The organism is Rhizobium indigoferae (genome assembly GCF_034554815.1).
In the GTDB taxonomy this organism is placed as follows: Bacteria; Pseudomonadota; Alphaproteobacteria; order Rhizobiales; family Rhizobiaceae; genus Rhizobium; species Rhizobium leguminosarum.
The window spans coordinates 933,137-955,059 of record NZ_CP140637.1 but is presented as its reverse complement, the minus strand read 5'-3'; the positions used below and the strand labels follow the sequence as shown (position 1 = coordinate 955,059).

Genomic DNA, 21,923 nt, shown 5'->3' with positions numbered 1-21,923 from the left:
CCCATGAAACTGATCATCAATGGCGAAACCCAGGTCTGCGAGGCCGTAACCCTGGCCGAACTTCTTCATGTTCTGGAATACGAGGGCGACTGGTTGGCAACCGCCGTCAACGGAGATCTCGTGCATCGCGAGGACCGAGCCGATCACCGGCTGGACGATGGTGACCGTATCGAAATCCTGTCCCCGATGCAGGGAGGTTGATCCATGCTTTCTCTTTATGATGCTGCACTGTCTTCGCGGCTTCTGCTCGGTACCGCGCGTTATCCTTCGCCGGCCGTCCTTGCCGAGGCGGTGAGCCGGTCCGGCGCGGAGATTGTCACGGTCTCGCTTCGCCGCGAAACGGCCGGCGGAAAGACGGGGGGAGCCTTCTTCGAACTCATCCGCCAGCTCGCGGTGCACTTCCTGCCCAACACCGCGGGATGTCACAGTGCGTCGGAGGCGATCCTGACCGCCAAGATGGCGCGCGAAGTATTTGGTACCGACTGGATCAAGCTCGAGGTGATCGGCCATCACGACAGTCTCCAGCCGGATGTGTTCGAACTGGTCGAAGCCGCACGCATTCTTTGTTCGGAAGGGTTTTGCGTATTTCCCTATACGACGGACGATCTGGTGGTCGGTGAAAAACTGGTCTCCGTCGGATGTCGGGTCTTGATGCCCTGGTGCGCGCCGATCGGTTCTGCGGCCGGTCCGCGCAACCCTTCCGCGCTCAAGGCCATGCGGAGCGCCTTTCCGGACATCCCGCTGATCGTGGATGCGGGGATCGGGAGGCCGTCGCATGCGGCAGCGGTGATGGAATTCGGCTACGACGCGGTGCTGCTGAATACCGCGGTCGCCGTCGCAGGCGATCCGCCTGCCATGGCCGAGGCGTTTGGCAAGGCGATCGAGGCCGGAAGGCTCGCTTATCTTTCCGGGATGCTGGAGCCGCGCGACATGGCGGTACCGTCCACCCCGGTTGTCGGAAAGGGCGTTTTCGCATGAGGCTCGATCCCTTCTATCTCATCGTCGACAGTTCCGAATGGATCGAACGTCTCGTGCCGCTGGGCGTCAAACTGGTGCAACTGCGCGTGAAGGATCGCCCGGACGAGATCCTGCGCCAGGAAATCCGTCGAACCAAGGCCGTTTGCGCAGCGGCGAATTGCCAGCTGGTTGTCAACGACTACTGGAAACTGGCGATCGACGAGGGATGCGATTTCATCCATCTGGGCCAGGAGGATCTGGTGGAAGCCGACCTTGATGCTATTCGCAGAGCCGGCCTGAAACTCGGTCTTTCCACACATGACGATACGGAGCTCGAAACGGCTTTGGCTGCGAAACCTGACTATGTGGCGCTCGGCCCGATCTATCCCACCATTCTCAAGCAGATGAAATGGGCGCCGCAAGGTCTGGAACGCATCACGGATTGGAAGAAGCGTGTCGCACCCTTGCCGCTGGTGGCGATCGGAGGCCTGAATGTGGACAGGCTACAGGGCGTATTCGACGCGAGCGCTGACACCGTGGCGGTTGTCACCGACATCACCTTGAACGCCGATCCCGAAGCGCGGACGCGCGAATGGATCGATCGCACGGCACCGTGGCGTTATTGAGGGTACCACCACGCTTCCGTCGTGCGCTCTGCAGGAAGTCCACATTGTTTTTGGCGCAGTATCCCGATATCGACGTGGAAATTAGCGTTGATGAGGGCCTGACCGGTATCGCAGCCGCGGCCGCAGGCGTAATCCGCCTGAGCAGCGTCTGTTGAGGTGGCTTTGTCCAATGCAAGCGGCGCAACCGACGCCGCTTCGCGAATCCGCTATTCATCCAATATGGCGGCTCAGGGCCGGTGCGCCGGCGCCAGTCTGGAGGTCTTTTCCGAATGGATTTCCGGCCACTTGCTATTCGGCGCCGGTGCAGTGCCAATCGCCGAAATGGACACCACGATCGCCGTTACCGCCGAGAAAAGCACGAGTGCATAGGTCATAGCTTTTGATCCTTTGAGGTTGGTTCCCAGCCATCCCGGCCGCAAACTGCTCTGGGAGGATGAATCAAAGGCTAATCAACATGGTTAAGCGCACGGATTTTTTCCCGCTTAGGGACAGAGCTCTGGATGAAACTTCCATCGCCACGGTCTTCGGGACCTTTGGCTTGCCGCGAGTTCCATTTCAAGCGCGATTGTCGGCCGCGGTTATTGGCGAAGTGATCGCAGCCGTTTGCGGATGATCAGAGAGTGGTTCGGAGGAAACATGGCCTGGAGAGACGTTCTGTTATCTTTTTAGGGCCAGTTCATAGCGCGATAACTTGGCCCATCAATCGCCAGCACCGCGATAACGGTGGCGAGAGAGATTTTTTAGGAGACGTACATTGAAAGGCATCACATGACCCAGCATGACGATTACCGCATCGAGCCCCGCGTCCCGGGCATCGACGATTACCTGCGCCTGCGATACCTGTCGGGCCTCAGCCCTTTTTCGAAAGAGGCGGCCGAAAGGGGGCTGCCCAACTCGATCTTTGGTGTCTGCCTGATGAGCGGCGACGCGGTAATTGGCATGGGTCGCATCATCGGCGACGGAGGCTGCTTCTTTCAAGTCACCGACGTCGCGATCATGCCCGAACACCAGGGCAGGGGGCTTGGCAAGATGATCATGGCCGCGCTGACGAACCATATCGAGAACCAGTTGCCAAAGACGGCCTATGTCAGTCTGATCGCCGACGTCCCGGCGAACCGCCTGTACCGACAGTTCGGTTTCGCTGAAACCGCGCCGCGCTCGGTCGGGATGGCGAGGAAAGTTGCCTGACGACAGGCCGTCCGGCGAGCCTTCCCGTCTTCTGCCGGCAGGCTTAGACGCGCAAATCCGCCGGGCGGCAATCATGGGGATAAACCTCTCGATGTTCCACGACCATTCAAGACGGCCACGATGACCGACCGCGCAGCCGCGCTTTCTCGCATAGTTAAAAACAGAACAAGGATAGCTGCGACGATCTGGCGGCCAGATGAGGGGGGGTGGCCATTCGAGGCAAATCGTCGGTGAGAGAGACGCATGAATCAAGTTTTATCGATGTGTTTCAACCCATTTTAAATTGATGAGCTCATAGCAGTTTCACTTCGTCACGGTGGTATTGATGCGTCGTATTGTCGAAAAGTCTATTTTAACAGGACTGCTTTCAGTGTTCGCCTCGCTGGCACTTTCATTCATCATTGTTCCACTGTTGGGCGGACAAGTGGCAGGCGCTGGCCTATTCATGACGATTTTTTGCCCGCTGGCGATATCGATCCCGGCTTCGGCGCTGCATTTTACTCAGTCGGAAAAAGTCCGACGCGCTGAAGCTGCGACAAAAGAGGCTTTGAACAAGCTCGCGGACGCTTATGACGCCCTTCGCGTCCAATCTCGCACGGATGGCCTGACGGGCACCCTCACTCGCAGCGCCTTCCTTGAAGAGCTAGACGCGACCAGTCAACACGGTGTATCCGGCGCCTTGCTGTTTCTGGACCTCGACTATTTCAAGTCGATCAACGACCGATATGGTCATGGAACGGGCGATGAAGCACTCCGCTGCACCGGTCTTATCCTCGCCCGCTACCAAGGGCAGTCAGGGTTCGCAGGACGCCTCGGGGGCGAAGAGTTCGGTCTGTTTCAACGCAATTTGACGCCTGCCGAAATGCTTATACGTAGCGAGGAAATCCGGGAAGAGATCGCGCGTATTGATCTGCGATCTCCTTCGGGTTCGAAAGTGCTAATCTCGGCGAGTATCGGTGTGTTTCATTGCCGGCCGGGGTTTCATCCACACTCTTGTTTGAAAGCCGCGGACGAAAACCTTTATCAGGCTAAAGCTTCGGGTAGAAACATGGTGATCGGGTAGCTGTCGAGCATATGTCCGAGGACCTTTCCACGATCACAGCTAGTGCTGAGAGTCCGAGAACCGGATATTCATGAATCGCTTGGGACACTCGGCCCCGGCGGGGCGCTCGGCGGCGCACATCGTGACGCGGACCGCGAACAAGCAGAAAGCTATTGATCCAGCGTTGATCCTGGATTGACATTGCGCGGCCATCCTTTGCCGCCCTGACGGACATCTCGTCATATTGACAAATGTGCTACTGAGTAGCAAATTAGGTTCAAAGGAGTTAAACCTATGAGTGTCAAATCGTCGATCTCGCTGACCGACCAGCAGGATGCGTTTGCCCGTTCGTTGGTGGAGAGCGGCCGGTATGCCAGCCTGAGTTCCGTTCTTCAGCAGGGCCTAGAACTGCTTCGCCAAAAGACGGAAACCGAGACCGTCGAAACGGCAGCGCTTCGCGAATTGGTTCAGCGGCGATTGAATGGACCTATCATTACTGCGACGGAAATGGAAAGCCGCGTCTCGGCAATGATTGAGCGGAAGCGACGGGTTGTTCGTGTGGACTCTTGAATATTCGGGGGATGCCGAACGCGATTTCGAGTTGATCTTCGATCATCTGTTCGGCGCCTATGTCGAACTCGGGGACTCGCCTGACGACGCGGTGGAGCGTACCGCTGAACGGATCCACAAACTGCGTGTCGAAATCGATCGTCTCGTCGATACGCCTTATATCGGGACTCTGCGGCCCGATATTCATCCCGGGATCCGGTTTCTTCGGCGGGACAAGGCAGCTATTTGGTTTCTACCGGTAGAAGATAGCCGCAAAATCATTGTCGCGGCAATTTTCTACAGCGCGCAGGACCACATCAGAAATATGCTCGCACGTATGCTGGCGGGATAAGGTCCCTACAGCCCTGTAGCTTTTACTCCCCGATTTCAATTGAAGCGCTAAGCTGAACACCCAGCCGGCAATTTTGACCGCTTGGGGAGGGGCCCTTAAAGCCCAGACACTTGGTGAGGTTGCTGCGGAAGCGGCCGCGCCGCCGCTGACGTTTGCGCGTCAACTCAGCCGAAGTGTGCCCCTCGGATCCGCACGGGTCTAATGACGGACGAGATGGTCACTGAAAGAAGCCGCGCGCGCGGCCTGACACCCGAAGCCTATATGCGCGGCAACCTTGTTGGCCGCGAGGTAACGGGTGCCGATGTGGCAGCCGCCTTCGTGCATCTCGCTAAGGCGCGCTCAAGCACCGGCGCGGTTATCACGGTCGATGGCGGCAATGTCGCTGCTATGATGCGGTAGCGGGTCGGCTTTCCGTTTCGAACCACACCAAGAGGAGGATTACCGTGGCAAAAATCGTTGTACTCGGTGCGGGTGTCATGGGCACCGCGCTTTGCGTACCCGCTGCAGACAACGGCCACAAGGTGCTGCTCGTCGGCACGCCGCTCGATCAGGACATCGTCGTTACCATGCGGCGTCCGGGCGGGATCCATCCCAAACTCGACGCTGCCCCGCCCGCCGGCGTCGAGGCGATCCGCTTCGACGAACTGCGATCGGAGCACCTCGCGAACGCCGATATCATTGTTGTCGGAGTGAGTAGCCCAGGCATTGGCTGGGTGACCGACATTCTTAACCGGGTCATGACGGAGGCCTGTCCCATAGCCTTTGTGACAAAAGGACTTGAGTCTGCGGGTTCCGCCGTATCGACCTATGCCCAAACGCTTCCCTCCCGTATTCCGCTGATGAGCGCTTTCATCGGGATCGGCGGACCGTGTATCGCCCGCGAACTCGCCAACCGTCTGCCGACGGCATGCATCTACGCCTGTGAGGATATTTCGGTCGCCGAACAGCTCGCCGCGATCATGCAAACGGACTATTACCGTCTGTCGGTGACGACGGACGTCACGGGCGTCGAAGCTTGTGCCGCGCTCAAGAATTTCTACGCGATCGGCGTGAGCGCCATGCAGACGCGGTATCCCGATCAAAGACGTGCGGACGGCCAATCTAAGAATCCGACGGCTGCAGTCTTCACCCAGGCAACTTTGGAAATGGCCAGACTATGCGAGAGGCTGGGCGGGCAAACCACAACGGCATTCGGGCTGGCCGGATTGGGCGATCTGCATGTCACTGTTGGCGGAGGGCGTAACAGCCGCCTAGGCCAAGGATTGGGAACTGGCCGCACAGTCGTTGAAATGTTGTCGAGCGAACTGTTTGGCGAAACGGTCGAAGGTGTGGATACAGCGCGGGTTCTGGCGAATATGGCGCTTGAGAAGCAACATACCGATGAAGGTCCGCTCGCTTATTTCCCTCTGGCGTCTGCCATCATGGACGCCGTTCTTCAGCAGAAACGCTTCTCGTTGGATTTTTCAAACCTCATTGTCCAGTAAACCGGGTCGTTGATTTCCAGTGAAATCTGCGGCTTTTCGCAGAGAGCCCGTTTGCCGGCTCTTATGCAGGACAGCGACAAGGGCGCGTGCGTGAAATCGGGGCTTGCGATGATAACTGCGTCCACGTCCAGACGAGCGGACACCCGGTCGGGTCTGAGTCGACGTCGTGAGCGCCGTAGGCGTCCGCCACCTTGCGGGCGCGATCTGCATCCATGTCGCAAACGACCTGGAGGCTCGCCCCCGGCAGATCCGCTGCTGCATCGGCAGAACCACGAGCGATGTGTGCAAGCATTCATCGACGAGAAACTTCACGTAGCCGTGCCCGAGGGCTTTTCGGTGCCGGCCTTTCCGAGAGGCAATCGCTTCACCGACTTCACTTTCAGTCCCTGCTCCGACAATTTTCGTGGCCGCCCACGGGCAGGATGAGCCGCTGCCCAGATTTCGGCCAGGTCCGCCATGCGCGCAGTGAGAGCCGGATAGCCCTCGACGATCTCCTCCGTGGGAGCGCCTTGCGACCGGTATGACGGGCCGACGATTAAGAGCGCTCGCGCTTTGCTGCGGAGATTGTTGGCGCCCTGCGCGAAGGCAAGCATCCTATCTTGCGACCTATCCTCTCGACGGTTATACTGTTTTTGAAAAACAGTATAACGCCGGAGTCGAACTTATGAAGTCCATCGACCTCATGTATCAGACGATGCTCGCCGAGCTCGGTCAGCGCTCGCTCGACGCCGCCTGGACGGCCGATTTCCCTCCAGAGGGTCGGTTCACTCCGGCGAACATCAAGGGGCGCAAGTACTGGTACTTCGACATCCCAGATGGACATGGTGGTACGAAACGTCGTTATGTCGGTTCTGCTGAAGATCCGGATATCGCGCGGCGCGTAGCTGATCATAAGCGGGACAAGGACGATCTACGCGCTCGCAGGCGCTTGGTAAATACCCTGACCCGCGAAGGCGGGATGATCGCCCCTGATGCCATGTCGGGCGACATCGTCGAGGCTCTTGCCGATGGCGGTCTCTTTCGGCTCCGAGGTGTTCTCATCGGCACGGTGGCCTTTCAATGCTATGCAGGACTGCTGGGCGTCCGCCTCCCCATGGCTGCGATCCTGACCGGCGATGCGGACATCGCCCGGGACCACGCCATCAGTCGCGAGGTTGAAGACAGTCTGCCTCCGATCGTTGAGCTGCTGCAGGGCGTCGACCCCAGCTTCCGGCCAGTTCCACATCGATCGGGGTCCGCGGCCTCGTCGGCGTTTCAGAACGCCAACGGCTACAGGGTTGAGTTCCTGACGTCGAACCGTGGTTCTGATGACTACATCGACCAGCCGGCGAAGATGCCCGCCCTTGGTGGCGCCAGCGCGGATCCACTACGCTTTCTCGACTTCCTCATAAGGGAACCCGTCAGGACAATGCTGCTCCACCGAAGCGGTGTCTCAGTCGTCGTCCCTGATCCGTCCCGGTATGCGGTCCACAAGCTCATAGTCGCCAGCCGCCGACACACTGACCGGCAGGGACTGGCGAAGCGAGAAAAGGACGTTCGTCAAGCTGCGCTGCTCTTTGAAGCCCTGCAGCAGACAAGGCGATCTGCCGACTTGGCGCTCGTCTACAACGAAGCATGGGAGCGCGGGCCTGCCTGGCAAGAAGGTATTCGAACCGGGGCGGGAATGCTGCCGGCACAAGATGCCGAGCGATTCAACACGGTCCTGATCGAGGGCGCAAAAAGAAACCGCGAAGAAATTGAACTTCCGCTTGGAGTATAGGCTGTCTTCAGCTTCGACAGCCAAGCTGTTGATTTGATTCGAAGAGCCGAAGACAAATATGGTGCCGAGAGTTCGAGGCCCAAGGCGATTTGCACGAGCGGGACAGCTAGAGAAAGCACGTCCGCATCTCGTTTGTTCAAAGACATATCCCGCACAAGCGGGGAGCGGCCGTTTGCAGGGTCTTCTTCTTGACCGCAATCCCAATCATTGAGCGCTGACGCTATCCCCAGCCCAGCCAATTCAGGTGGCGGATCGTGGCTGACGCCGATGAGCACCGTCGCAAACGTTCAACACTTTCAATATTTCTTCTTGCGGACGATCTTGTTGCCGCGGGGTCCGCTCACGACCGGTGTCCGGTCGCGATTTTCTGTAAGCAGGTTCCGCCAGCGTTCCAGGCGATCGGCGACCAGGGCACCGCTTGCGACAGCTGCCTGAACGGCGCACCCCGGTTCATGGGCATGGGTGCAGTCGCGAAAGCGGCAAAGCGGCGCCAGTTCGGTTATTTCAGCAAAGAGGGTGTCGATACCGTCGGTAACATCACTCACGTAAAGCGTCCTTATTCCCGGGGTATCGATGACCCAGCCGCCGCCTGAAATTGCATGCAGGGATCGTGCGGTGGTTGTGTGTCGGCCCTGCGCGTCATATTCGCGGATGGTGCCTGTCTTTTGCTTTGTGTCAGATTCAGGCCCGGTCATGGTGTTCACCAGTGTTGATTTTCCGACACCAGAAGACCCCACCAACGCAACTGTTTGGCCGATGCCGCACCAGGGCCTCAACAGGGAAACTGCGTCCGCGGAGCGCCCATTCAAGGCAATGACAGGCAGGTCACGCTGCAAAGCCTCGGCTTGCGCCTGGAACATGCCGGCATCTTCCGCGGTGTCGGCCTTTGTCAGCACAATCACCGGATTGCTCCCGGCCTGGTTGGCCATGATCAGGTAACGTTCCAGCCGAGCAAGATTAAAATCGGCATTGCACGAGGTCACGATCAACAGGGTGTCGACGTTGGCGGCAACAAGTTGCTGGCCACGCCCGCCTTCCGGTCGTCGCTGAAAGACGCTTTTTCGGTCGAGACGTCTGATGAGCATGTCGGTCAGTGGATCGGCAAGAACCCAGTCGCCGACCGCGTAGTCACCAGTATTGGTATTGGCTGGAAATTCCAGTCCGACCGGCCCGGTGACATCGATTGCCTCGATGCGTGCCCGGTGAACGGAAGCAATGCGTCTGGGGATCAAGTCAGCTTCGCTGGACTGGACCTGGTCCGCGAAGAATTCTGACCACCCAAGCAGTTCCAGCGGCGGAGAAAGTTGGGAGCTGGTCAAATCCTGTTCCACATTCGTTAAGGCTGCCATAAAGGGTTTTCAATGATCTTCCGCGGCTTCTCGCCTAGCTGCGTGGATGATCCCGTTTTGGCAACGAGGTTGCGTAAGCAGCAGCTTCGCCGGGGTAGGGGAAATCGTCCCCGAGCTGACGGTCGCCATCGTAGACTTTGAAGCTGGGCCCTTCAACTTCAACGATCTTATAGCCATTCACGTATTCGATCTTCGGTGTTTTCCAGCCCATCAAAAGCTCTCCGATCCGGTCCGAGGCTCTCTGAAGATGGTGCCAAGACCTCATACTCGGCGGTCCTATCAGGTGCTTCACGATTAGCCAACGCCGGGTCGATCCTGTTCAAGGCGAATGTCGATTATTTAATGAAGCGAGCTCATCCTGGAGGAAGAGAAGGAATTCAACGCCCGCATGGCCCGTTTCCGGTCGGAACAGACCATTCTCAAATGGCGCCTTGAACAGCTAGATCAAACCTTATCTGGCTTACGCGAGCAGGAAGCTGCAGTTCAGAAGCAGGCCGAGGTCGTAAAGGACGAGCTGCAAGGCAAGCAGTCGCCGGTCGAACGGGGGCTGATCAATCGATCAGATTACACGGAGCTTCTGGGCATCGACGCCGATCTGTTGGGGCAAGCGCTGCCATCGCCTCTGAACAGGCAACAACCGGCTCGCAAATCGCGGAAGCCAAGGAGCAGGTGGAACGCCTGCGAACCCAACGCACGGAAGAAGCCGTTACAAAACTGAATGAAACAGTTACCTGCCCCGATGTTAGAATTTTCGTGGCAGCGATATCACCTGACCCGACAGGGCTCACATCGTCCGGCCAAAAACTGTGACCGGGGAGCGACCGCAATTTGCGGACGATCTCCATCACGAGTGACGGTGAACCGGGAGAGTTGGGATATTTGGGGTTGCCGACAATCCGGATGACACCATTTTCGGTAATGGGGCAGGTAGCCCACGCGGTCTGACCCATCGCCGCGAACCATTCGTGCGCATCATCATGGGCTACATGGCCCGGATCGATTAAGGCAATCAGCACATTGACGTCGAGCAGGAAAGTCACTGCAGTTCGTCACGCAAGGCGTTCACGATTTCGAGGGTCACTGGCGGCGCATCCGGCCGAGCTGACAGGAGAGGAATGCCATTGCGCTCGCGGCTGCTGGGCGGTCGGCGCAGAGAACGTCTCGCCAGCTCAGAAATGACCTCGCCGACGCTCCGGTGCTGCTGGGTTGCCATCGCCTTTGCGGCGATCAGGACATCGTCGTCGATTGCCAAGGTCGTTCTCATATCCGCCTCATCACGCATCATATAAAGCAGGTGGCCGGCCTTCTCAAGGTTGATACCGAAAGGACGCACCATTGCGCCAACCTGTTCACCGGCGAAAACGATTGAAAACGCATTCTCAAATCTGTGCGCGAACCACGGGTCTCCGGTTCGAACCTGCTCAAGGCGAAAGATCGGAAAAATGCGAAAGATCGGCAGAACTATTTAGGTGTTTAGTTGCGAGCATTGGCCGGCTTATGCAATGAAGCGCCTGCCTTTTTGGCCGCCGCCTGAAGACGCTTGTCCCTGGTCCATAACGCCGCTCGCCGATCAAGCAGTATCGAGGCGAGCAAGTGGGCATCTGTATAGCCGATGCCCATACTGAAAATGCCGTGACGATCAATCATTGTCATCACTTCGTCATGTGTTGCGACGAACGCCTGGCGCTGGGCTGCCAGAAACGCTATCACGCGCCCGCGATCTCGAAGGCTGCCAAGCGCCAGTTCGCCAACTACAGCCGGATGGCAGAGTAGACGATCGTCCTCAATGATCGTCCGAAGTTCCGCATCAACATGGCGGAAATGATCGATCCATATAGAAGTGTCTGCCAGTATCACTTGGCAGCTGCGCTCCGGCGACGTGGAGCTGCCTCTGCATCGGGCATAGTTCCGCCGAGCGCGATGAGGCGTTTTCCGGACTCTACTCGAACAAGCGTCTCCAACGCCTGGCGGACTATAGCAGCGGTTTCTTTTGTGCCGGTCAGGGACCTGGCCCTTTCCATGAGAGTGTCGTCTAGATTGATAGTCGATCGCATCGTTTCTTATCCTGTTCAGGCGCTTTAACTAGCACCATTTGGTGATAAAATCTACGCCTAGTTCCCACATCGATACCTGAGGACCGCCGAGTGAGAGCGGGAGCTGCGCGACCGCGTGGCGGCTACCGTAGCCGATCAGGTCACTAGCGCTCGCTTGCTTCGACCTATTTCGACATCTTCTGAATCTTCTCGATCTGGACGTCGATGATCGTCTGCGCGGCAGGCGGGACAACATCCCATTTCATCAACACGACCCCGGCCGAGCCACTCCGGCAGGCTGTTGCCATAGCTGATGGAAAGCCGGTCAGGATTGGGGGCGGTGCCAGTGTTGTGCGCGACTTCCTCTGAGGCAACGGCCAAAAAGATGTCCGGATGTTCGACGCGATTGTGTAGGTGATCACCATTGGGGTCGCCTCGGGGAAAGCGGCGAACATGCGCTGCCGAAACGACGTGACATCGCCTTTTTGGACTGTTGTGAACCGCCTCACCAGCCATAGCTGAAGGTGGCACCACTGCCGTTATCCCCATCCTGCACCCTGGGCGGGCAAACCACAACGGCATTCGGGCTGGCCGGACTGGGCGATCTGCACGTCACTGTTGGCGGAGGGCGTAACAGCCGCCTCGGCCAGGGATTGGGAACTGGCCGCACAGTCGTTGAAATGTTGTCGAGCGAACTGTTTGGCGAAACGGTCGAAGGTGTGGATACAGCGCGGGTTCTGGCGAATATGGCGCTTGAGAAGCAACATACCGATGAAGATCCGCTCGCTTATTTCCCTCTAGCGTCTGCCATCATGAACGCCGTTCTTCAGCAGAAACGCTTCACGTTGGATTTTTCAAACCTCATTGTCCAGTAGACCGGGTCGTTGATTTCCAGTGAAATCTGTCAGTATTTATTGGAAGTCGCTAATGGAATGCACAAAGCAACTCGGGCAGCATATGTGCATGGTGAGATTCTGTTTCGATGGATCGGATTTATCGTAAGCATCCGGTGAAGGCCGCAGATTAGGCTGCTTGAGCGTTCAGTCCGTGTAGCTGGCAATTCCACGGAAGCAATTGCACCAGCTTACTGATTGGCGTGTCGGCGATGCGGGCCAGGACGTCAGCAAGCCAAGTCTGCGGATCGATGTCGTTGAGCAGCCACATTGCGAATTACCCGTGAATCATATATATTCTTTCGAAGGAGAATATTAATTATGGCTGCAGGACTTCGCGAATACACACCCACTGAGGCGGCTGCCGTGAGTGAGATCGGCATTAAGTCGGTACACAACGCGATCGACAAACGAATCATTGGAAGCCCCTCTACCGGCCACCGAAGCCGAGCGATCACTGACGACGATCTGCTGCGCCTGAAACTCTGGTTCGGCGTCGGCTCAATCCTTTCCGCCGAGCGCCGGAAGCGCCTCTTTGCCGCCATCGACGAAAATCCTGAAGCCGACACGGTCAGAGCAGACGACTATCTGATCGTCGACGTCGCGAGAGCGAGGGAGCACTTGGCCGCGCGTGGCGAAGCGCTCAGGGAAGCGAACAAGATCATCCACAGCGTGAAAGGTGTGGTTGGCGGTGAGCCGGTCTTCAAAGGAACGCGCGTTCCTGTCCGAACAATCGCTGCGATGAAATTGCAAGGCGCTCCCACGGACGAGATCGTCGAGGGCTATCCGGCTCTCACTGCGCGCATGGTGGACCTCGCCGAAATCTGGGTAGCGGCTCATCCTGCCCGTGGGCGGCCACGAAAATTGTCGGAGCAGGGACTGAAAGTGAAGTCGGTGAAGCGATTGCCTCTCGGAAAGGCCGGCACCGAAAAGCCCTCGGGCACGGCTACGTGAAGTTTCTCGTCGATGAATGCTTGCACACATCGCTCGTGGCCGTGGCTCAACATCACGGCCACGATTGCTTCCACGTCAATTGGCTGGGCCTGAGCGGCGAGACCGATTGGGATCTGATGCCTCGGATCGTCGCGGAAGATTTTACCTTCGTGACGAACAATGCCCGCGACTTCAGGAAACTCCATGCGCGAGAGGATCTGCATGCTGGCTTGGTGATCATCGTGCCGCAGGTTCTGCCGATGCAGCAGCGGGAATTGTTCACGCTCGTTCTGCGGGAACTCGCCGGATCTGGTGAACGAGGTGATCGAGATCGCCATCGAAGAGGGCGAGGCTCTGCTGACGCGCTATGCACTGCCAGAGTGAAGATCAATTTCCGCCAATGCGGGACAGATTGGTTAGAATCCGCGCGCGCCCTATTCGCCCGGCTTCGGGCATCAGGCGTCCAGCCAGACACGCGTCGCGACGTAGCCGTTCGACATATCGTTGCCGATGTCGTCGACATAGCCCTTCAGCGTCTTCGAAGAGGCCATGATGTTGTCGTTGAAGACGGGCAGGATCAGACCGCCATCGTCTCGCACCATCAAAGCCAGCTGTCGATAAAGCACCTTGCGCTTGGCTTCATCGAGCTCAGACCGCGCGTGCAATACCAACTTGTCGAAGTCAGGCTGCTTGAAATGCGTGTCGTTCCATTCGGCGGTCGATAGATAGGAGGTGGAATAGCGCGAATCCTGTGTCGGGCGACCGCCCCAGAAGGAGGCGCAGAAGGGCTGCTTGTTCCAGACATTAGTCCAGTAGCCGTCTTCCGGTTCGCGCTTCACGTCGATCGTGATCCCGGACTTGCGCGCGCTTTGCTGGAACAGGATCGCCGCATCCACGGCGCCCGGGAAGGCTGCGTCGGAGGTGCGCAACAGAATTGGACGGTCGAGACCCGATTTCTTGAAGTAGAAGGCGGCCTTGTGGGGATCATAGGGCCGTTGCTCGATATCGGTCGGCGCCAGGGGGTAGTTGGAGTTGACCGGATAGTCGTTGCCGATCGTTCCATAGCCGGCGAGAACCTTGTCCAGGATCGACTGACGATCGATGGCATATTTCAACGCGAGACGAAGGTCGCTGTTGTCGAAGGGCGCCGTGTCGCAATGCATCAGGAAGCAGTAGAAGCCCTTGCCTGCATTCCGGATGATACTCACAGTCGGTGCCCGCTGCAGCATGGGAACTGTCTTCGGGTCGATGCTGTTGACGAAATGGACCTGGCCGGAGGCAAGCGCCGCAACGCGCGCGGTGTTGTCGTTGATGACGAGTATTTCGACGCTGTCGACAAAGCCGCGGTCGGAGCGCCAATCCTTTGGGTTTTTCTCGAATGTGGCGCGGACCCCGGGTTCGAAGCTTTTCAGAATGTAAGGACCGGTGCCGACTGCTGCTGCCGGATTTTCGACGCCGCCCTTGGGTTGGATAATCAGGTGGTAGTCGGTGAGAAGGAGAGGCAGATCCGCATTGCCTTCCGAAAGCGTCAGGACAAGGTCGCCCGCCTTTTCTTCAATGCTTGCAATTGACGCCATGAGCCCAAGAGCGCCCGACTGCGAGTTTTTGTCCGCGTGCCGCTTCAGCGTCGCGACAATGTCGGCGACGGTCATCTTGCTGCCGTCGTGAAACCGTACATCGTTCCTGATCTTGAAGGTCCAGATGGAAGCATCCGTCGACGGCGTCCAGGAAGTTGCCAGCGAGGGCAGGGGTGCGCCAGTCTTGGGGTCGGATTCGACAAGTGTGTCGCCCCAGAGGCGGCCAATGACGAACAGTACCGAGGCACTGTATGTTGCCGGGTCGAGCGCGTCGCTGGTGGCGCCGCCCTTGAGGCCAAGCTTCAGATGGCCGCCACGCTTGGCTTCCTGCCCCCGTGCGTCACGCGGCATCAGGAGGCCCGAGGCGAGGGCCGGCAAGGCGCCGAGCGCGACGGCACCGCCGAGGAAGTGGCGGCGGCCGATTCTCGGCTGCGAAGATCGATCCTTTTGATGCGTCATAACGGTCCCCTCTTTTTCATTTGTAAGTGGGAACGTAGAGGCTGGGTCGGCTCACGCAATTTCGCGACTTGACGCATCCTTAAGCGAGTTTACGCTAGTTCACGAGAAGACGGAGTTACGGATGCCTCACCTGGTCGAGAACCTCAAAATCGCCTGCGCAACGCAACGTTCAATTTCGCATCTGTGCCGTGCAATCGATATCAACCGGCAACAATTCAATCGATACATCAACGGCCAGACGAGGCCTTCCGCCCATAATCTGGCTCGCATCGCCAACTATTTCGATCTTGATGCAGCCGACTTTGACCTCGCTCCCAAACAGTTTCGCGATCGACTTCACAAACCTGTCCTCGGTATCAACGGAGGTTCAGAGCTTCTTAAAGCGTTTCCCGGAAACCTAACCGCGCTCAGGCGTCATATCGGCTATTTTCAGACCTATTATCGTTCGCCATCCTGGCCCGGGATGGTTGTCTGTTCGTGCAGCCGCCTTATCGAGCAGGGTGGATTGGTGCAGGCCAAATCGATGGAGCGGCTTCGAGACCTCGGAAGCGGCATTCAGCAGTTTTCGAAATATCTGGGCTTGGCGGCCTTCTATCGGAACCGGATCTTCATCACGCAACGTGTCGTCGGACCGAACGCCATGCTGTCGCAGACGATCCTCCTGCCATTCGACGAGTATCAGCGCGTCTATCTGCGTGGGACGACGATGGGAATTTCGTGGCGAAGGGAAAACCTCCCCTATGCCTCGCGGATGATCTGGCGGCATGTCGGCACCGAGCCAGACTTGCGTGAACTACTTGCGCGCTGTGGACCTGTCCCGCTATCGTCGCGCCAGCTACCACCGACGGTGCGCTCATTCCTCGAGGATCCAGCTGCAGAAGTATATGAGGTGCCCGCAGAGTATTGAGAAAAGGCCAGGGGGCGATGTCACAACGGCAATATCAGCTTGTAGACTGTAAAAACGGCGTAAAAAATCAGGCTGTAGCCTTCGATCTGAAGGCTGTCAGCTGCATCGACTTCAGGATCGGGCTGGGCGTTGCCTGGAACAAGATCCTATGGGGAGTGGATAGCGGCCTGCCCCGGGGCAGAGTGAGTTCGCTAAAAATCGCTCTGGAGGCTCATCATGCTTACGACAGCCGATAAACCCGATGCACCTGCCGCCATCCGCGTCGATCTTGGCGTAATCTTCGTTTCATTAGATCTCAGTAAATCCAATCGCGACCTGCTCGGGCTTTGGTCGCGCCAGGCTCGCGCCGCCGGCAACGGCTTTGCCGTCCTCCACTTCGTTGCGGCCCTGCGGGTGCAGGCAGCGTTTGCAGCATCGCTTTCGGCTCCGAATAACGCGCTCTGTCGCAGCATCACAGGGTCAGCGTTGCAACGACTGGCAATGAAGAGGAGAGACTGAGACGAGCCTTCTCAGCAGGAGCCGTTTGCACGGACTGTAACGCGTCTGCGGTTCGTTTCCCTCAAGAGTAGGGACCCCATTCAACACCTACTGTTCAGTCTCATCGTCGGCGATTTTGCGCAAGAGATACAACAACGCGATGCGCTCCGCCGGATTGAGACGCGCGACAGTCTTTTCACTGATGAGGTAGGCTTGCGGATACATGTCCTGCAGCAGGGCTTCCCCCTTGGGCAGCAGAGAGATCACCACCTTGCGGCCGTCGGCCTCGTCCTTAGAGAGATCGATCAGTCCGCGGGCCTTCAGCCGCTCGACGATGCCACGGATGGTCGCCTGGTCGACGGACGTTGCCTTCACGAGCTCGACCTGCGAGCTGGGACCGAGATCGTGCAGCGCGCACAGCGTCACGAACTGCACCGACGTCAAGTCCGGATCGCTGGCATTGGTCTGGAAAATCGACAGATGGCGCTGATAGGCCTTGCGCAGGAGATGCCCGACTTGCTCCGTCACTTGGTAGCCATTTTGAGGCGCCGGAGCTTCTGGCAGCTGTTCGGTCTCTTTTGCGGTCATCGTCGATGTGGTCCATCAGTTACGGCGTCTTTGGCGGGAATGCAGGAAACACCACAGCATGTTGCGACGGTCAAGGCGTGGCACACCGCAACCCGCTCCGCGCGATTTCACGCGGAGCGGCTGGCAAGCCCGGTTATTTGAAGTTGTGCTTCATTTCCTTCACGGCGATGTCGCCATCCAGAACCATTGGCTCATCATCGAGGAACAGCGAGCAACCGCGCATTGGGATATCCAGATGGCACGCGGTGTCGTTCGGGCCGCCGAGCTCGTTGTTGGGGCCGGTTGAGAACATCACGTTGCCGTAGAACGAGCGTGCCTCCATTCCCATGCCACCCGGGAATTCGCCCGGTACCATGCGATGCCACTTGGCGTTCTGATTGAGACCCCAGCCGACATGGCTCATGCCCATGCCACGCGGGTCGTTGAAACCATCCATGTAGGACTTGACCAGCTCGGCATCGAGGCCGCCGCGAATATCGGTGATCCATCCGTTTTCAATCGTGTAGATGATCGGGTCGCGCACGTAGATGTTCTGCGGCAGCAGGATGTCGCCCGGAGCAACGACGATTGTCCCGTCGACGCCATCGTCGTCACCGCCGGTGAAGACAAAGCCGGACGGCCAATGATCCCAGCGGCCCGGCTCGTCCGTGCACGCATATTCGGTAATCGCGGGATAGGTGTTGAGCTTGTAGGTGACGTCCGTGCCGTGCGGAGAGGTGATCCGCATCACTTTCGCCTTGGACAGCAAGTCTCCGGCAAATTCGACGCGCTCGCGCAGCTCCTTGGTCGGCAGCATGCGTGCCAGAATTTCTGGCGGTTCGACGGCGGTCAGGATACGCGTGCCGGCCGCCTGGATCGCCATCTGCTCCGGGCTGAAGAGCAGGAAGATGCAGTCGATCAGCATGTCGGCAGCCTTCAGGGCCTCCACCGCTTCCGGCATGGCGGCGAGGCCCGTCTGGCCGACCGCCCAGGCACCTGCCGGTGGCACCGGCGGCAAACGCATGTGATACATCTTGGCGCCAAGACGCATGCCTGCCGCCATGAAGGCGTCGGCGTAATCGAGGCGCTCGCTGCCCTGGGTCAGGACGATGAGTTTTTCGCCCTCGTGGACACCCGACATCTTCAACTGATGCAGGCAAATTTCCGTGAAACTGAATTGATCCATGCTCATTCCCCTATCTTGTTTGAAGGCTTAGGTTTGAAGTCTGGGGCGTTTCCCCCAAATTATGCGCGGTCGGACCTGACTTTGGCGATTTCCGCGATTGCCTCCTCCCTCGAAACGACATCGCCATATTTGCTGTCGATGTCGAAGAGATTGGCATTGTGCGGATCTGGGTGCCGGTCGCCGACGCACTCGCGCACCACGATGCCGCGGAATCCATGCTGGACCGCATCCACGGCGGTGGCGCGAATGCAGCCGCTGGTCGAACAGCCGGCCATGATCACGGTGTCGATCCCCTGCGCATGCAACTGGGAGGCAAGGCTGGTGCCGAAGAAGGCGCTGGCATATTGCTTGACGATGACGAGTTCGCCGCTGGCAGGCTCGACGCCGTCGCAGAATTCGGCCAGCACGTTGCCTTCGACCATTCCTTTCATGACCGGCGACTTCTTCACCCACATCCCCCCATCGGCGCAGTCTTCCGCAAGATAGAGGATGCGCGTATGGATGATCGGGATGCCGGCCTCGCGGGCGGCATCGATGAGCGCCGGCGTCTGCGCGACCGCGTCAACCACGCCAGGGGCGTAGAGAGGCGCGCCCTCGGTGGTGTACCCCTTTAGGAAATCGATGACGAGGAGGGCAGGGCGCTGGCCGAAGCCGATGCGGTTGCCCCAGACGCCCTGATAATTGCTTTGCGCGCTCTGCATGATCGGCCCCTCTTCAGTATGCGCCCGATAAAAGTGCGCCGGCGCCTGGCACGACGGCTTCCAGACCGAGCTTCTTGAGCATGCAATAAGTGGTCGCGACGGCGGCAGTCAGTACCGGTTTGCCTGTCATGGCTTCGACCTTGGCGATGACGGGCAGCGATGGCATCTGCACGCAGGCCGATAGCACGATCACGTCCACATCGGTCAGGTCGAGCGTCTGCACGATCGCCGGAAGATTTTCCGGGTCGTGGCGCGCCACATCCAGATTGTCGGGGATCTCGAGTGCCCGCCAGTCCACGACCTCGAAGCCTTCCTCGCGAATGTAGTCCACGACCAGCTCCGTCAGCGGTTTCATATAAGGCGCGACGACGGCGATCTTCCTCGCCTTCATCACCTTCAGGCCCTCGATCAGGGCGCCGGCACTGGTCACGACGGGAATATCAGTGCCATTCTCCTGGGTGCGACCCATCAGGCGATTTTCCGACTGGCGGTGATAGCCGAGGCCCATCGCCATGATGGCGACCAGGCACGCGTATCCGAGAACATCGACGCGGGCGTCGGAGAGCTCGACGGCGCAACGGTCGGATTCGGCGTCCATTGCCGCCAGTTCTTCCTTCACCACTTTCTTCATCCGCATGCGGCTGGAGTGGAACGTGAAGCGCTCGGGCCGGATGGACTGGCGCGCCGTCAACATGGCGGGAATTTCGGTCTCCATCGTCGTGTTGGAGCTCGGAACGATCTGGCCGATTCGGTAATACTTCTGCACGGGTGAAATCCTTTGCTTCGCAAAAAAAACGGCTCTCAAACAAACGGCTGTGGATCATCGCCCCACCGCCGCTTCAATCAACGGGAGAGAAAATCTCCAAGCGCGGCAAAGAAGCCGTCGAAATCATCCCATGGAATCATATGCCCTGCATTTGGTACCCGGGTAATTTCCAGCCCCGGATAAAGCGAGCGGGCCTCGTCCACGTCGACGCTTTCGATCACGCCGCCACGGCCGGCGACCATCAACATGGCCGGCTGCTTGAGCTTCGGCAGATCCGGAAAGATGTCGTCCTTGTGGAAGTCCTCGAAAGCGGTGACGATCGCGGGCTCGTAGCAGCTGTGCAGCCATTCGGCGCGCAGCTTCAGTTGCTCGTCGGTCCATGTCGGACAAAACGCCTTCATCCCCTCCGCGTCGATGCCCTTCAGCGCCAGGCGGATGCTGTCGACATACCAGGTCAGCTTGCTCGGGTAGGCGCGGCGTCCGGGGCCGGAGACCGGCGGATCGATCAGCGCCAGCCTCGAAAACGCCTCCGGCGCCGCAACGGCGGCACGGATGGCGATGCGCGCGCCCATCGAATGGCCGAGCAGGGCGGGAGTAGCAAGTCCAAGCGCCAATGCGAAGCCGACGATGTCGGCAGCCATGGCGTCGAGGCCGTAATCGAGGTCGGGGCCAGTCGACGACAGGCCGCGGCCGCGTACGTCGATCACATAGACGTCGTAACGCTCGGCCAACCGTTCGGCGACGAAACCCCAGGTGATCGCGGGGCTGGTGATGCCCGGGATCAGGATGACCGAAGGGCCTTTGCCGCCATAGCGCAGATAGTGCTGGCGGATGCCGTTGGCGAAGACGTTCGCCCCGTACAAGGCGCCGCCGCTCATGCCGCTGTCTCGCTCTTCAGGGGGGCGGCATAGATATCATAGCCGTAGACCCAGGCCGGATCCTCCTGTTTGAGCAGGAAAGTGTTGGCGTTCGAAACGCTCTGGACACGCGTCGCGCGATCGCGGCGATTGGTCTCATACAATCCGAAAGCGGTGCGGAAGTCGTTGACGCCGGTTTCCTGAAGGCAGCGGGTCAGCATGGCGGCGTCTTCGATCGCCATCGCGGCACCCTGCGCCATATGCGGCTTCATCGGATGGCACGCATCTCCAAGCAGCACAAGACGGCCCTTGCTCCAGAGCGGCAGCGGGTTACGGTTGAACAACGGCCATTTCGTCACCCCATCGGTGCTTTCGATCAGCGCCTGGATGATCGGATGATAACCCTCGAACGCCGCCGCCATCTCCTCGCGGCTGCTGTCGACGAAAGCCGAATCGAATTCCCAAGCCGGATGCGGAACGCCGGTGACATAGTAATATTCGTCGCGCCGAGCCGTCGTGTAGTAGACCATCATATGACGGTCCGGACCCCACCACTTGACGCAATCCTCGAATGTCAGATCGTATTTCTTCAATTTGTCGGACGAGATCAGGGCGCGATGGCCGACCCAGCCGCTGTAATTCGGCTTCTCTTCGCCGAGCAGCGTTTCGCGAACGCGCGAATTGATGCCGTCGGCGCCGATCACGATGTCGGCGCGTATCGAGGTTCCGTCTTCGAATTCGATCAGCACATCGGTGCCGCTGTCGTCGAGGCGAGCCAGCTTCTTGCCGAAATGCAAGGTGCCTGGCTGCAACGCATCGCACTGGATGGCCTGCAGGTCGCCGCGGTGAACGGTGCAATAGGTCTGGCCGTAGCCTTCAAGCGGAACCCGGGCGGTGTATTCGCCGGTAACGCCGTCGCGGCTGAACCAATGGCTCGGCGTGCTGCTGATGCCGATCACCTTCTTGTCGACGCCTATGCGCTCGAAAATCTTCAGGACGTTCGGCCCCATATGAATGCCGGCGCCCAGGCGCGAGAATGCCGGTGCCTGTTCATAGACGTTGACGTCGAAACCTGCGTGTTGGAGCAGCGCACCCGCGACAGCGCCGCCGAGGCCGGCGCCGATAATCGCGATCTTTTCTTTTCCGTTAGACATAGCGACCCTTCTTAGCTGTCTTTCGACGCATTGTTCCCACGATTAGAAGCTTCACAAAAATTCTAGCGCATACACTCTAAATAGCAATAGCGACGCGTTGATTTTTA

27 protein-coding genes and 7 pseudogenes are annotated in these 21,923 nt (G+C 58.7%); 17 read left to right on the top strand and 17 right to left on the bottom strand.

Going from position 1 to position 21,923, the window contains the following annotated elements; genetic code table 11:
- Positions 1 to 3 precede the first annotated feature (3 nt).
- The 3 genes from thiS to U5G49_RS31015 are packed head-to-tail and all read left to right on the top strand — an operon-like array spanning position 4 to position 1,583.
- Entirely contained in the window at positions 4 to 201 is a 198-nt protein-coding gene (thiS, locus tag U5G49_RS31025; RefSeq protein ID WP_018245349.1) for a sulfur carrier protein ThiS, read from the top strand.
- A gap of 3 nt (positions 202 to 204) precedes the next feature.
- Positions 205 to 978, top strand: coding sequence for a thiazole synthase (locus U5G49_RS31020; protein WP_193445341.1), 774 nt, complete (start codon positions 205 to 207; stop codon positions 976 to 978).
- On the top strand, positions 975 to 1,583 hold the full coding sequence (locus U5G49_RS31015) for a thiamine phosphate synthase (protein WP_193445340.1): 609 nt from the start codon (positions 975 to 977) through the stop codon (positions 1,581 to 1,583). Before U5G49_RS31020 ends, U5G49_RS31015 begins: the two co-directional genes overlap by 4 nt.
- Positions 1,584 to 1,810: 227 nt before the next feature.
- Here the strand turns inward: U5G49_RS31015 and U5G49_RS31010 are convergent, their stop codons facing one another.
- A complete protein-coding gene (locus U5G49_RS31010; protein WP_155256962.1) occupies positions 1,811 to 1,957 on the bottom strand; it encodes a hypothetical protein in 147 nt (48 codons plus the stop codon).
- 394 nt (positions 1,958 to 2,351) lie between these two features.
- Here U5G49_RS31010 and U5G49_RS31005 point away from each other — a divergent pair, with 394 nt between their 5' ends.
- From U5G49_RS31005 to U5G49_RS30980, 6 genes and pseudogenes are all read left to right on the top strand, one after another.
- Complete coding sequence (locus U5G49_RS31005; RefSeq protein WP_018245344.1) at positions 2,352 to 2,771, top strand: GNAT family N-acetyltransferase; 420 nt, start codon at positions 2,352 to 2,354, stop codon at positions 2,769 to 2,771.
- Between the two features lie 325 nt (positions 2,772 to 3,096).
- Positions 3,097 to 3,834 (top strand): GGDEF domain-containing protein, encoded by a 738-nt coding sequence (locus U5G49_RS31000; RefSeq protein WP_193445339.1) that lies wholly within the window; start codon positions 3,097 to 3,099, stop codon positions 3,832 to 3,834.
- 273 nt (positions 3,835 to 4,107) lie between these two features.
- The gene (locus tag U5G49_RS30995; protein ID WP_193445338.1) at positions 4,108 to 4,383 is read left to right on the top strand and encodes a ribbon-helix-helix domain-containing protein; all 276 of its coding nucleotides are present in this window, start codon (positions 4,108 to 4,110) and stop codon (positions 4,381 to 4,383) included.
- Positions 4,364 to 4,714 (top strand): type II toxin-antitoxin system RelE/ParE family toxin, encoded by a 351-nt coding sequence (locus tag U5G49_RS30990; RefSeq protein ID WP_193445337.1) that lies wholly within the window; start codon positions 4,364 to 4,366, stop codon positions 4,712 to 4,714. The genes U5G49_RS30995 and U5G49_RS30990 overlap by 20 nt, the downstream gene beginning before the upstream one ends.
- Before the next feature lie 177 nt (positions 4,715 to 4,891).
- Positions 4,892 to 5,113, top strand: a pseudogene (locus U5G49_RS30985) (bifunctional aldolase/short-chain dehydrogenase); the annotation flags it as partial.
- A gap of 44 nt (positions 5,114 to 5,157) precedes the next feature.
- Entirely contained in the window at positions 5,158 to 6,198 is a 1,041-nt protein-coding gene (locus U5G49_RS30980; protein WP_018245328.1) for an NAD(P)H-dependent glycerol-3-phosphate dehydrogenase, read from the top strand.
- Between the two features lie 29 nt (positions 6,199 to 6,227).
- Here the strand turns inward: U5G49_RS30980 and U5G49_RS30975 are convergent.
- Both U5G49_RS30975 and U5G49_RS30970 read right to left on the bottom strand, forming a co-directional pair.
- Positions 6,228 to 6,454: pseudogene (locus tag U5G49_RS30975) on the bottom strand (Gfo/Idh/MocA family oxidoreductase); the annotation flags it as partial.
- 52 nt (positions 6,455 to 6,506) lie between these two features.
- Positions 6,507 to 6,710: pseudogene (locus tag U5G49_RS30970) on the bottom strand (DUF433 domain-containing protein); the annotation flags it as partial.
- A 152-nt stretch (positions 6,711 to 6,862) separates the two neighbouring features.
- Between U5G49_RS30970 and U5G49_RS30965 the strand changes: the two are divergent.
- Positions 6,863 to 7,957, top strand: coding sequence for a nucleotidyltransferase family protein (locus U5G49_RS30965; protein WP_193445336.1), 1,095 nt, complete (start codon positions 6,863 to 6,865; stop codon positions 7,955 to 7,957).
- A 296-nt stretch (positions 7,958 to 8,253) separates the two neighbouring features.
- On the opposite strand, the gene rsgA is transcribed toward U5G49_RS30965, so the two are convergent.
- Entirely contained in the window at positions 8,254 to 9,306 is a 1,053-nt protein-coding gene (rsgA, locus tag U5G49_RS30960; protein ID WP_193445335.1) for a ribosome small subunit-dependent GTPase A, read from the bottom strand.
- Between the two features lie 34 nt (positions 9,307 to 9,340).
- Positions 9,341 to 9,517, bottom strand: coding sequence for a hypothetical protein (locus U5G49_RS30955; RefSeq protein ID WP_018071841.1), 177 nt, complete (start codon positions 9,515 to 9,517; stop codon positions 9,341 to 9,343).
- Between the two features lie 177 nt (positions 9,518 to 9,694).
- On the opposite strand from U5G49_RS30955, the gene U5G49_RS30950 reads away from it, so the two are divergent.
- Positions 9,695 to 10,024 (top strand): hypothetical protein, encoded by a 330-nt coding sequence (locus U5G49_RS30950; protein WP_018517229.1) that lies wholly within the window; start codon positions 9,695 to 9,697, stop codon positions 10,022 to 10,024.
- Here U5G49_RS30950 and U5G49_RS30945 read toward each other — a convergent pair.
- From U5G49_RS30945 to U5G49_RS30930, 4 genes and pseudogenes are all read right to left on the bottom strand, one after another.
- Positions 10,008 to 10,346: pseudogene (locus U5G49_RS30945) on the bottom strand (TA system VapC family ribonuclease toxin); the annotation flags it as partial. The gene U5G49_RS30950 and the pseudogene U5G49_RS30945 sit on opposite strands and share 17 nt — an antisense overlap.
- Positions 10,343 to 10,570 carry a CopG family transcriptional regulator gene (locus U5G49_RS30940; protein ID WP_112907822.1) on the bottom strand — a complete coding sequence of 76 codons (228 nt, stop codon included), beginning with the start codon at positions 10,568 to 10,570 and terminating at the stop codon, positions 10,343 to 10,345. The gene U5G49_RS30940 and the pseudogene U5G49_RS30945, both read right to left, overlap by 4 nt.
- A gap of 209 nt (positions 10,571 to 10,779) precedes the next feature.
- Complete coding sequence (locus U5G49_RS30935; protein ID WP_018245324.1) at positions 10,780 to 11,163, bottom strand: type II toxin-antitoxin system VapC family toxin; 384 nt, start codon at positions 11,161 to 11,163, stop codon at positions 10,780 to 10,782.
- Positions 11,160 to 11,360 (bottom strand): type II toxin-antitoxin system VapB family antitoxin, encoded by a 201-nt coding sequence (locus U5G49_RS30930; RefSeq protein ID WP_018245323.1) that lies wholly within the window; start codon positions 11,358 to 11,360, stop codon positions 11,160 to 11,162. The genes U5G49_RS30935 and U5G49_RS30930 overlap by 4 nt, the downstream gene beginning before the upstream one ends.
- A 219-nt stretch (positions 11,361 to 11,579) precedes the next feature.
- On the opposite strand from U5G49_RS30930, the pseudogene U5G49_RS30925 reads away from it, so the two are divergent.
- Positions 11,580 to 11,705 (top strand): annotated as a pseudogene (locus U5G49_RS30925) (dihydrofolate reductase family protein); the annotation flags it as partial.
- A gap of 158 nt (positions 11,706 to 11,863) precedes the next feature.
- Positions 11,864 to 12,214 (top strand): NAD(P)H-dependent glycerol-3-phosphate dehydrogenase, encoded by a 351-nt coding sequence (locus U5G49_RS30920; RefSeq protein ID WP_245484585.1) that lies wholly within the window; start codon positions 11,864 to 11,866, stop codon positions 12,212 to 12,214.
- A 148-nt stretch (positions 12,215 to 12,362) separates the two neighbouring features.
- Here the strand turns inward: U5G49_RS30920 and U5G49_RS30915 are convergent.
- Positions 12,363 to 12,494 (bottom strand): annotated as a pseudogene (locus tag U5G49_RS30915) (transposase domain-containing protein); the annotation flags it as partial.
- 59 nt (positions 12,495 to 12,553) lie between these two features.
- Between U5G49_RS30915 and U5G49_RS30910 the strand changes: the two are divergent.
- Entirely contained in the window at positions 12,554 to 13,186 is a 633-nt protein-coding gene (locus U5G49_RS30910; RefSeq protein ID WP_193445334.1) for a DUF433 domain-containing protein, read from the top strand.
- A pseudogene (locus U5G49_RS30905) lies at positions 13,183 to 13,549 on the top strand (DUF5615 family PIN-like protein). The gene U5G49_RS30910 and the pseudogene U5G49_RS30905 overlap by 4 nt, the downstream one beginning before the upstream one ends.
- Before the next feature lie 71 nt (positions 13,550 to 13,620).
- Here the strand turns inward: U5G49_RS30905 and U5G49_RS30900 are convergent.
- Complete coding sequence (locus U5G49_RS30900; protein WP_193445333.1) at positions 13,621 to 15,201, bottom strand: ABC transporter substrate-binding protein; 1,581 nt, start codon at positions 15,199 to 15,201, stop codon at positions 13,621 to 13,623.
- A gap of 121 nt (positions 15,202 to 15,322) precedes the next feature.
- Here U5G49_RS30900 and U5G49_RS30895 point away from each other — a divergent pair, with 121 nt between their 5' ends.
- Entirely contained in the window at positions 15,323 to 16,108 is a 786-nt protein-coding gene (locus tag U5G49_RS30895) for a helix-turn-helix domain-containing protein (protein ID WP_193445332.1), read from the top strand.
- Positions 16,109 to 16,324: 216 nt separating this feature from the next.
- Entirely contained in the window at positions 16,325 to 16,606 is a 282-nt protein-coding gene (locus U5G49_RS30885; protein ID WP_193445331.1) for a hypothetical protein, read from the top strand.
- A gap of 87 nt (positions 16,607 to 16,693) precedes the next feature.
- Here the strand turns inward: U5G49_RS30885 and U5G49_RS30880 are convergent, their stop codons facing one another.
- From U5G49_RS30880 to U5G49_RS30855, 6 genes are all read right to left on the bottom strand, one after another.
- Entirely contained in the window at positions 16,694 to 17,173 is a 480-nt protein-coding gene (locus U5G49_RS30880; RefSeq protein WP_018444500.1) for a MarR family winged helix-turn-helix transcriptional regulator, read from the bottom strand.
- Positions 17,174 to 17,306: 133 nt separating this feature from the next.
- Complete coding sequence (locus tag U5G49_RS30875; protein WP_047620173.1) at positions 17,307 to 18,338, bottom strand: M29 family metallopeptidase; 1,032 nt, start codon at positions 18,336 to 18,338, stop codon at positions 17,307 to 17,309.
- 59 nt (positions 18,339 to 18,397) lie between these two features.
- Positions 18,398 to 19,039 carry an N-carbamoylsarcosine amidohydrolase gene (locus U5G49_RS30870; RefSeq protein ID WP_018245262.1) on the bottom strand — a complete coding sequence of 214 codons (642 nt, stop codon included), beginning with the start codon at positions 19,037 to 19,039 and terminating at the stop codon, positions 18,398 to 18,400.
- Positions 19,040 to 19,052: 13 nt separating this feature from the next.
- Entirely contained in the window at positions 19,053 to 19,805 is a 753-nt protein-coding gene (locus U5G49_RS30865; protein WP_284200447.1) for a maleate cis-trans isomerase family protein, read from the bottom strand.
- Between the two features lie 77 nt (positions 19,806 to 19,882).
- Positions 19,883 to 20,683: an alpha/beta fold hydrolase gene (locus U5G49_RS30860; protein WP_193445330.1), complete on the bottom strand. Its 801-nt coding sequence runs from the start codon at positions 20,681 to 20,683 to the stop codon at positions 19,883 to 19,885.
- On the bottom strand, positions 20,680 to 21,816 hold the full coding sequence (locus U5G49_RS30855) for an FAD-dependent monooxygenase (protein WP_193445329.1): 1,137 nt from the start codon (positions 21,814 to 21,816) through the stop codon (positions 20,680 to 20,682). Before U5G49_RS30855 ends, U5G49_RS30860 begins: the two co-directional genes overlap by 4 nt.
- Positions 21,817 to 21,923 lie beyond the last annotated feature (107 nt).

Bases quoted from the DNA above. Each gene is read 5' to 3' on its own strand.
- U5G49_RS30875 (WP_047620173.1), bottom strand. From the start codon at position 18,338: ATGGATCAATTCAGTTTCACGGAAATTTGCCTGCATCAGTTGAAGATG.
- U5G49_RS30885 (WP_193445331.1), top strand. From the start codon at position 16,325: ATGCTTACGACAGCCGATAAACCCGATGCACCTGCCGCCATCCGCGTC.
- U5G49_RS30895 (WP_193445332.1), top strand. From the start codon at position 15,323: ATGCCTCACCTGGTCGAGAACCTCAAAATCGCCTGCGCAACGCAACGT.
- U5G49_RS30965 (WP_193445336.1), top strand. From the start codon at position 6,863: ATGAAGTCCATCGACCTCATGTATCAGACGATGCTCGCCGAGCTCGGT.
- U5G49_RS30880 (WP_018444500.1), bottom strand. From the start codon at position 17,173: ATGACCGCAAAAGAGACCGAACAGCTGCCAGAAGCTCCGGCGCCTCAA.
- U5G49_RS30910 (WP_193445334.1), top strand. From the start codon at position 12,554: ATGGCTGCAGGACTTCGCGAATACACACCCACTGAGGCGGCTGCCGTG.
- U5G49_RS30955 (WP_018071841.1), bottom strand. From the start codon at position 9,517: ATGGGCTGGAAAACACCGAAGATCGAATACGTGAATGGCTATAAGATC.
- U5G49_RS31020 (WP_193445341.1), top strand. From the start codon at position 205: ATGCTTTCTCTTTATGATGCTGCACTGTCTTCGCGGCTTCTGCTCGGT.
- thiS (WP_018245349.1), top strand. From the start codon at position 4: ATGAAACTGATCATCAATGGCGAAACCCAGGTCTGCGAGGCCGTAACC.
- U5G49_RS30900 (WP_193445333.1), bottom strand. From the start codon at position 15,201: ATGACGCATCAAAAGGATCGATCTTCGCAGCCGAGAATCGGCCGCCGC.
- U5G49_RS31005 (WP_018245344.1), top strand. From the start codon at position 2,352: ATGACCCAGCATGACGATTACCGCATCGAGCCCCGCGTCCCGGGCATC.
- U5G49_RS30860 (WP_193445330.1), bottom strand. From the start codon at position 20,683: ATGAGCGGCGGCGCCTTGTACGGGGCGAACGTCTTCGCCAACGGCATC.
- U5G49_RS30855 (WP_193445329.1), bottom strand. From the start codon at position 21,816: ATGTCTAACGGAAAAGAAAAGATCGCGATTATCGGCGCCGGCCTCGGC.
- U5G49_RS30940 (WP_112907822.1), bottom strand. From the start codon at position 10,570: ATGAGAACGACCTTGGCAATCGACGACGATGTCCTGATCGCCGCAAAG.
- U5G49_RS31010 (WP_155256962.1), bottom strand. From the start codon at position 1,957: ATGACCTATGCACTCGTGCTTTTCTCGGCGGTAACGGCGATCGTGGTG.
- U5G49_RS30950 (WP_018517229.1), top strand. From the start codon at position 9,695: ATGGCCCGTTTCCGGTCGGAACAGACCATTCTCAAATGGCGCCTTGAA.
- U5G49_RS31000 (WP_193445339.1), top strand. From the start codon at position 3,097: ATGCGTCGTATTGTCGAAAAGTCTATTTTAACAGGACTGCTTTCAGTG.
- rsgA (WP_193445335.1), bottom strand. From the start codon at position 9,306: ATGGCAGCCTTAACGAATGTGGAACAGGATTTGACCAGCTCCCAACTT.
- U5G49_RS31015 (WP_193445340.1), top strand. From the start codon at position 975: ATGAGGCTCGATCCCTTCTATCTCATCGTCGACAGTTCCGAATGGATC.
- U5G49_RS30995 (WP_193445338.1), top strand. From the start codon at position 4,108: ATGAGTGTCAAATCGTCGATCTCGCTGACCGACCAGCAGGATGCGTTT.
- U5G49_RS30930 (WP_018245323.1), bottom strand. From the start codon at position 11,360: ATGCGATCGACTATCAATCTAGACGACACTCTCATGGAAAGGGCCAGG.
- U5G49_RS30870 (WP_018245262.1), bottom strand. From the start codon at position 19,039: ATGCAGAGCGCGCAAAGCAATTATCAGGGCGTCTGGGGCAACCGCATC.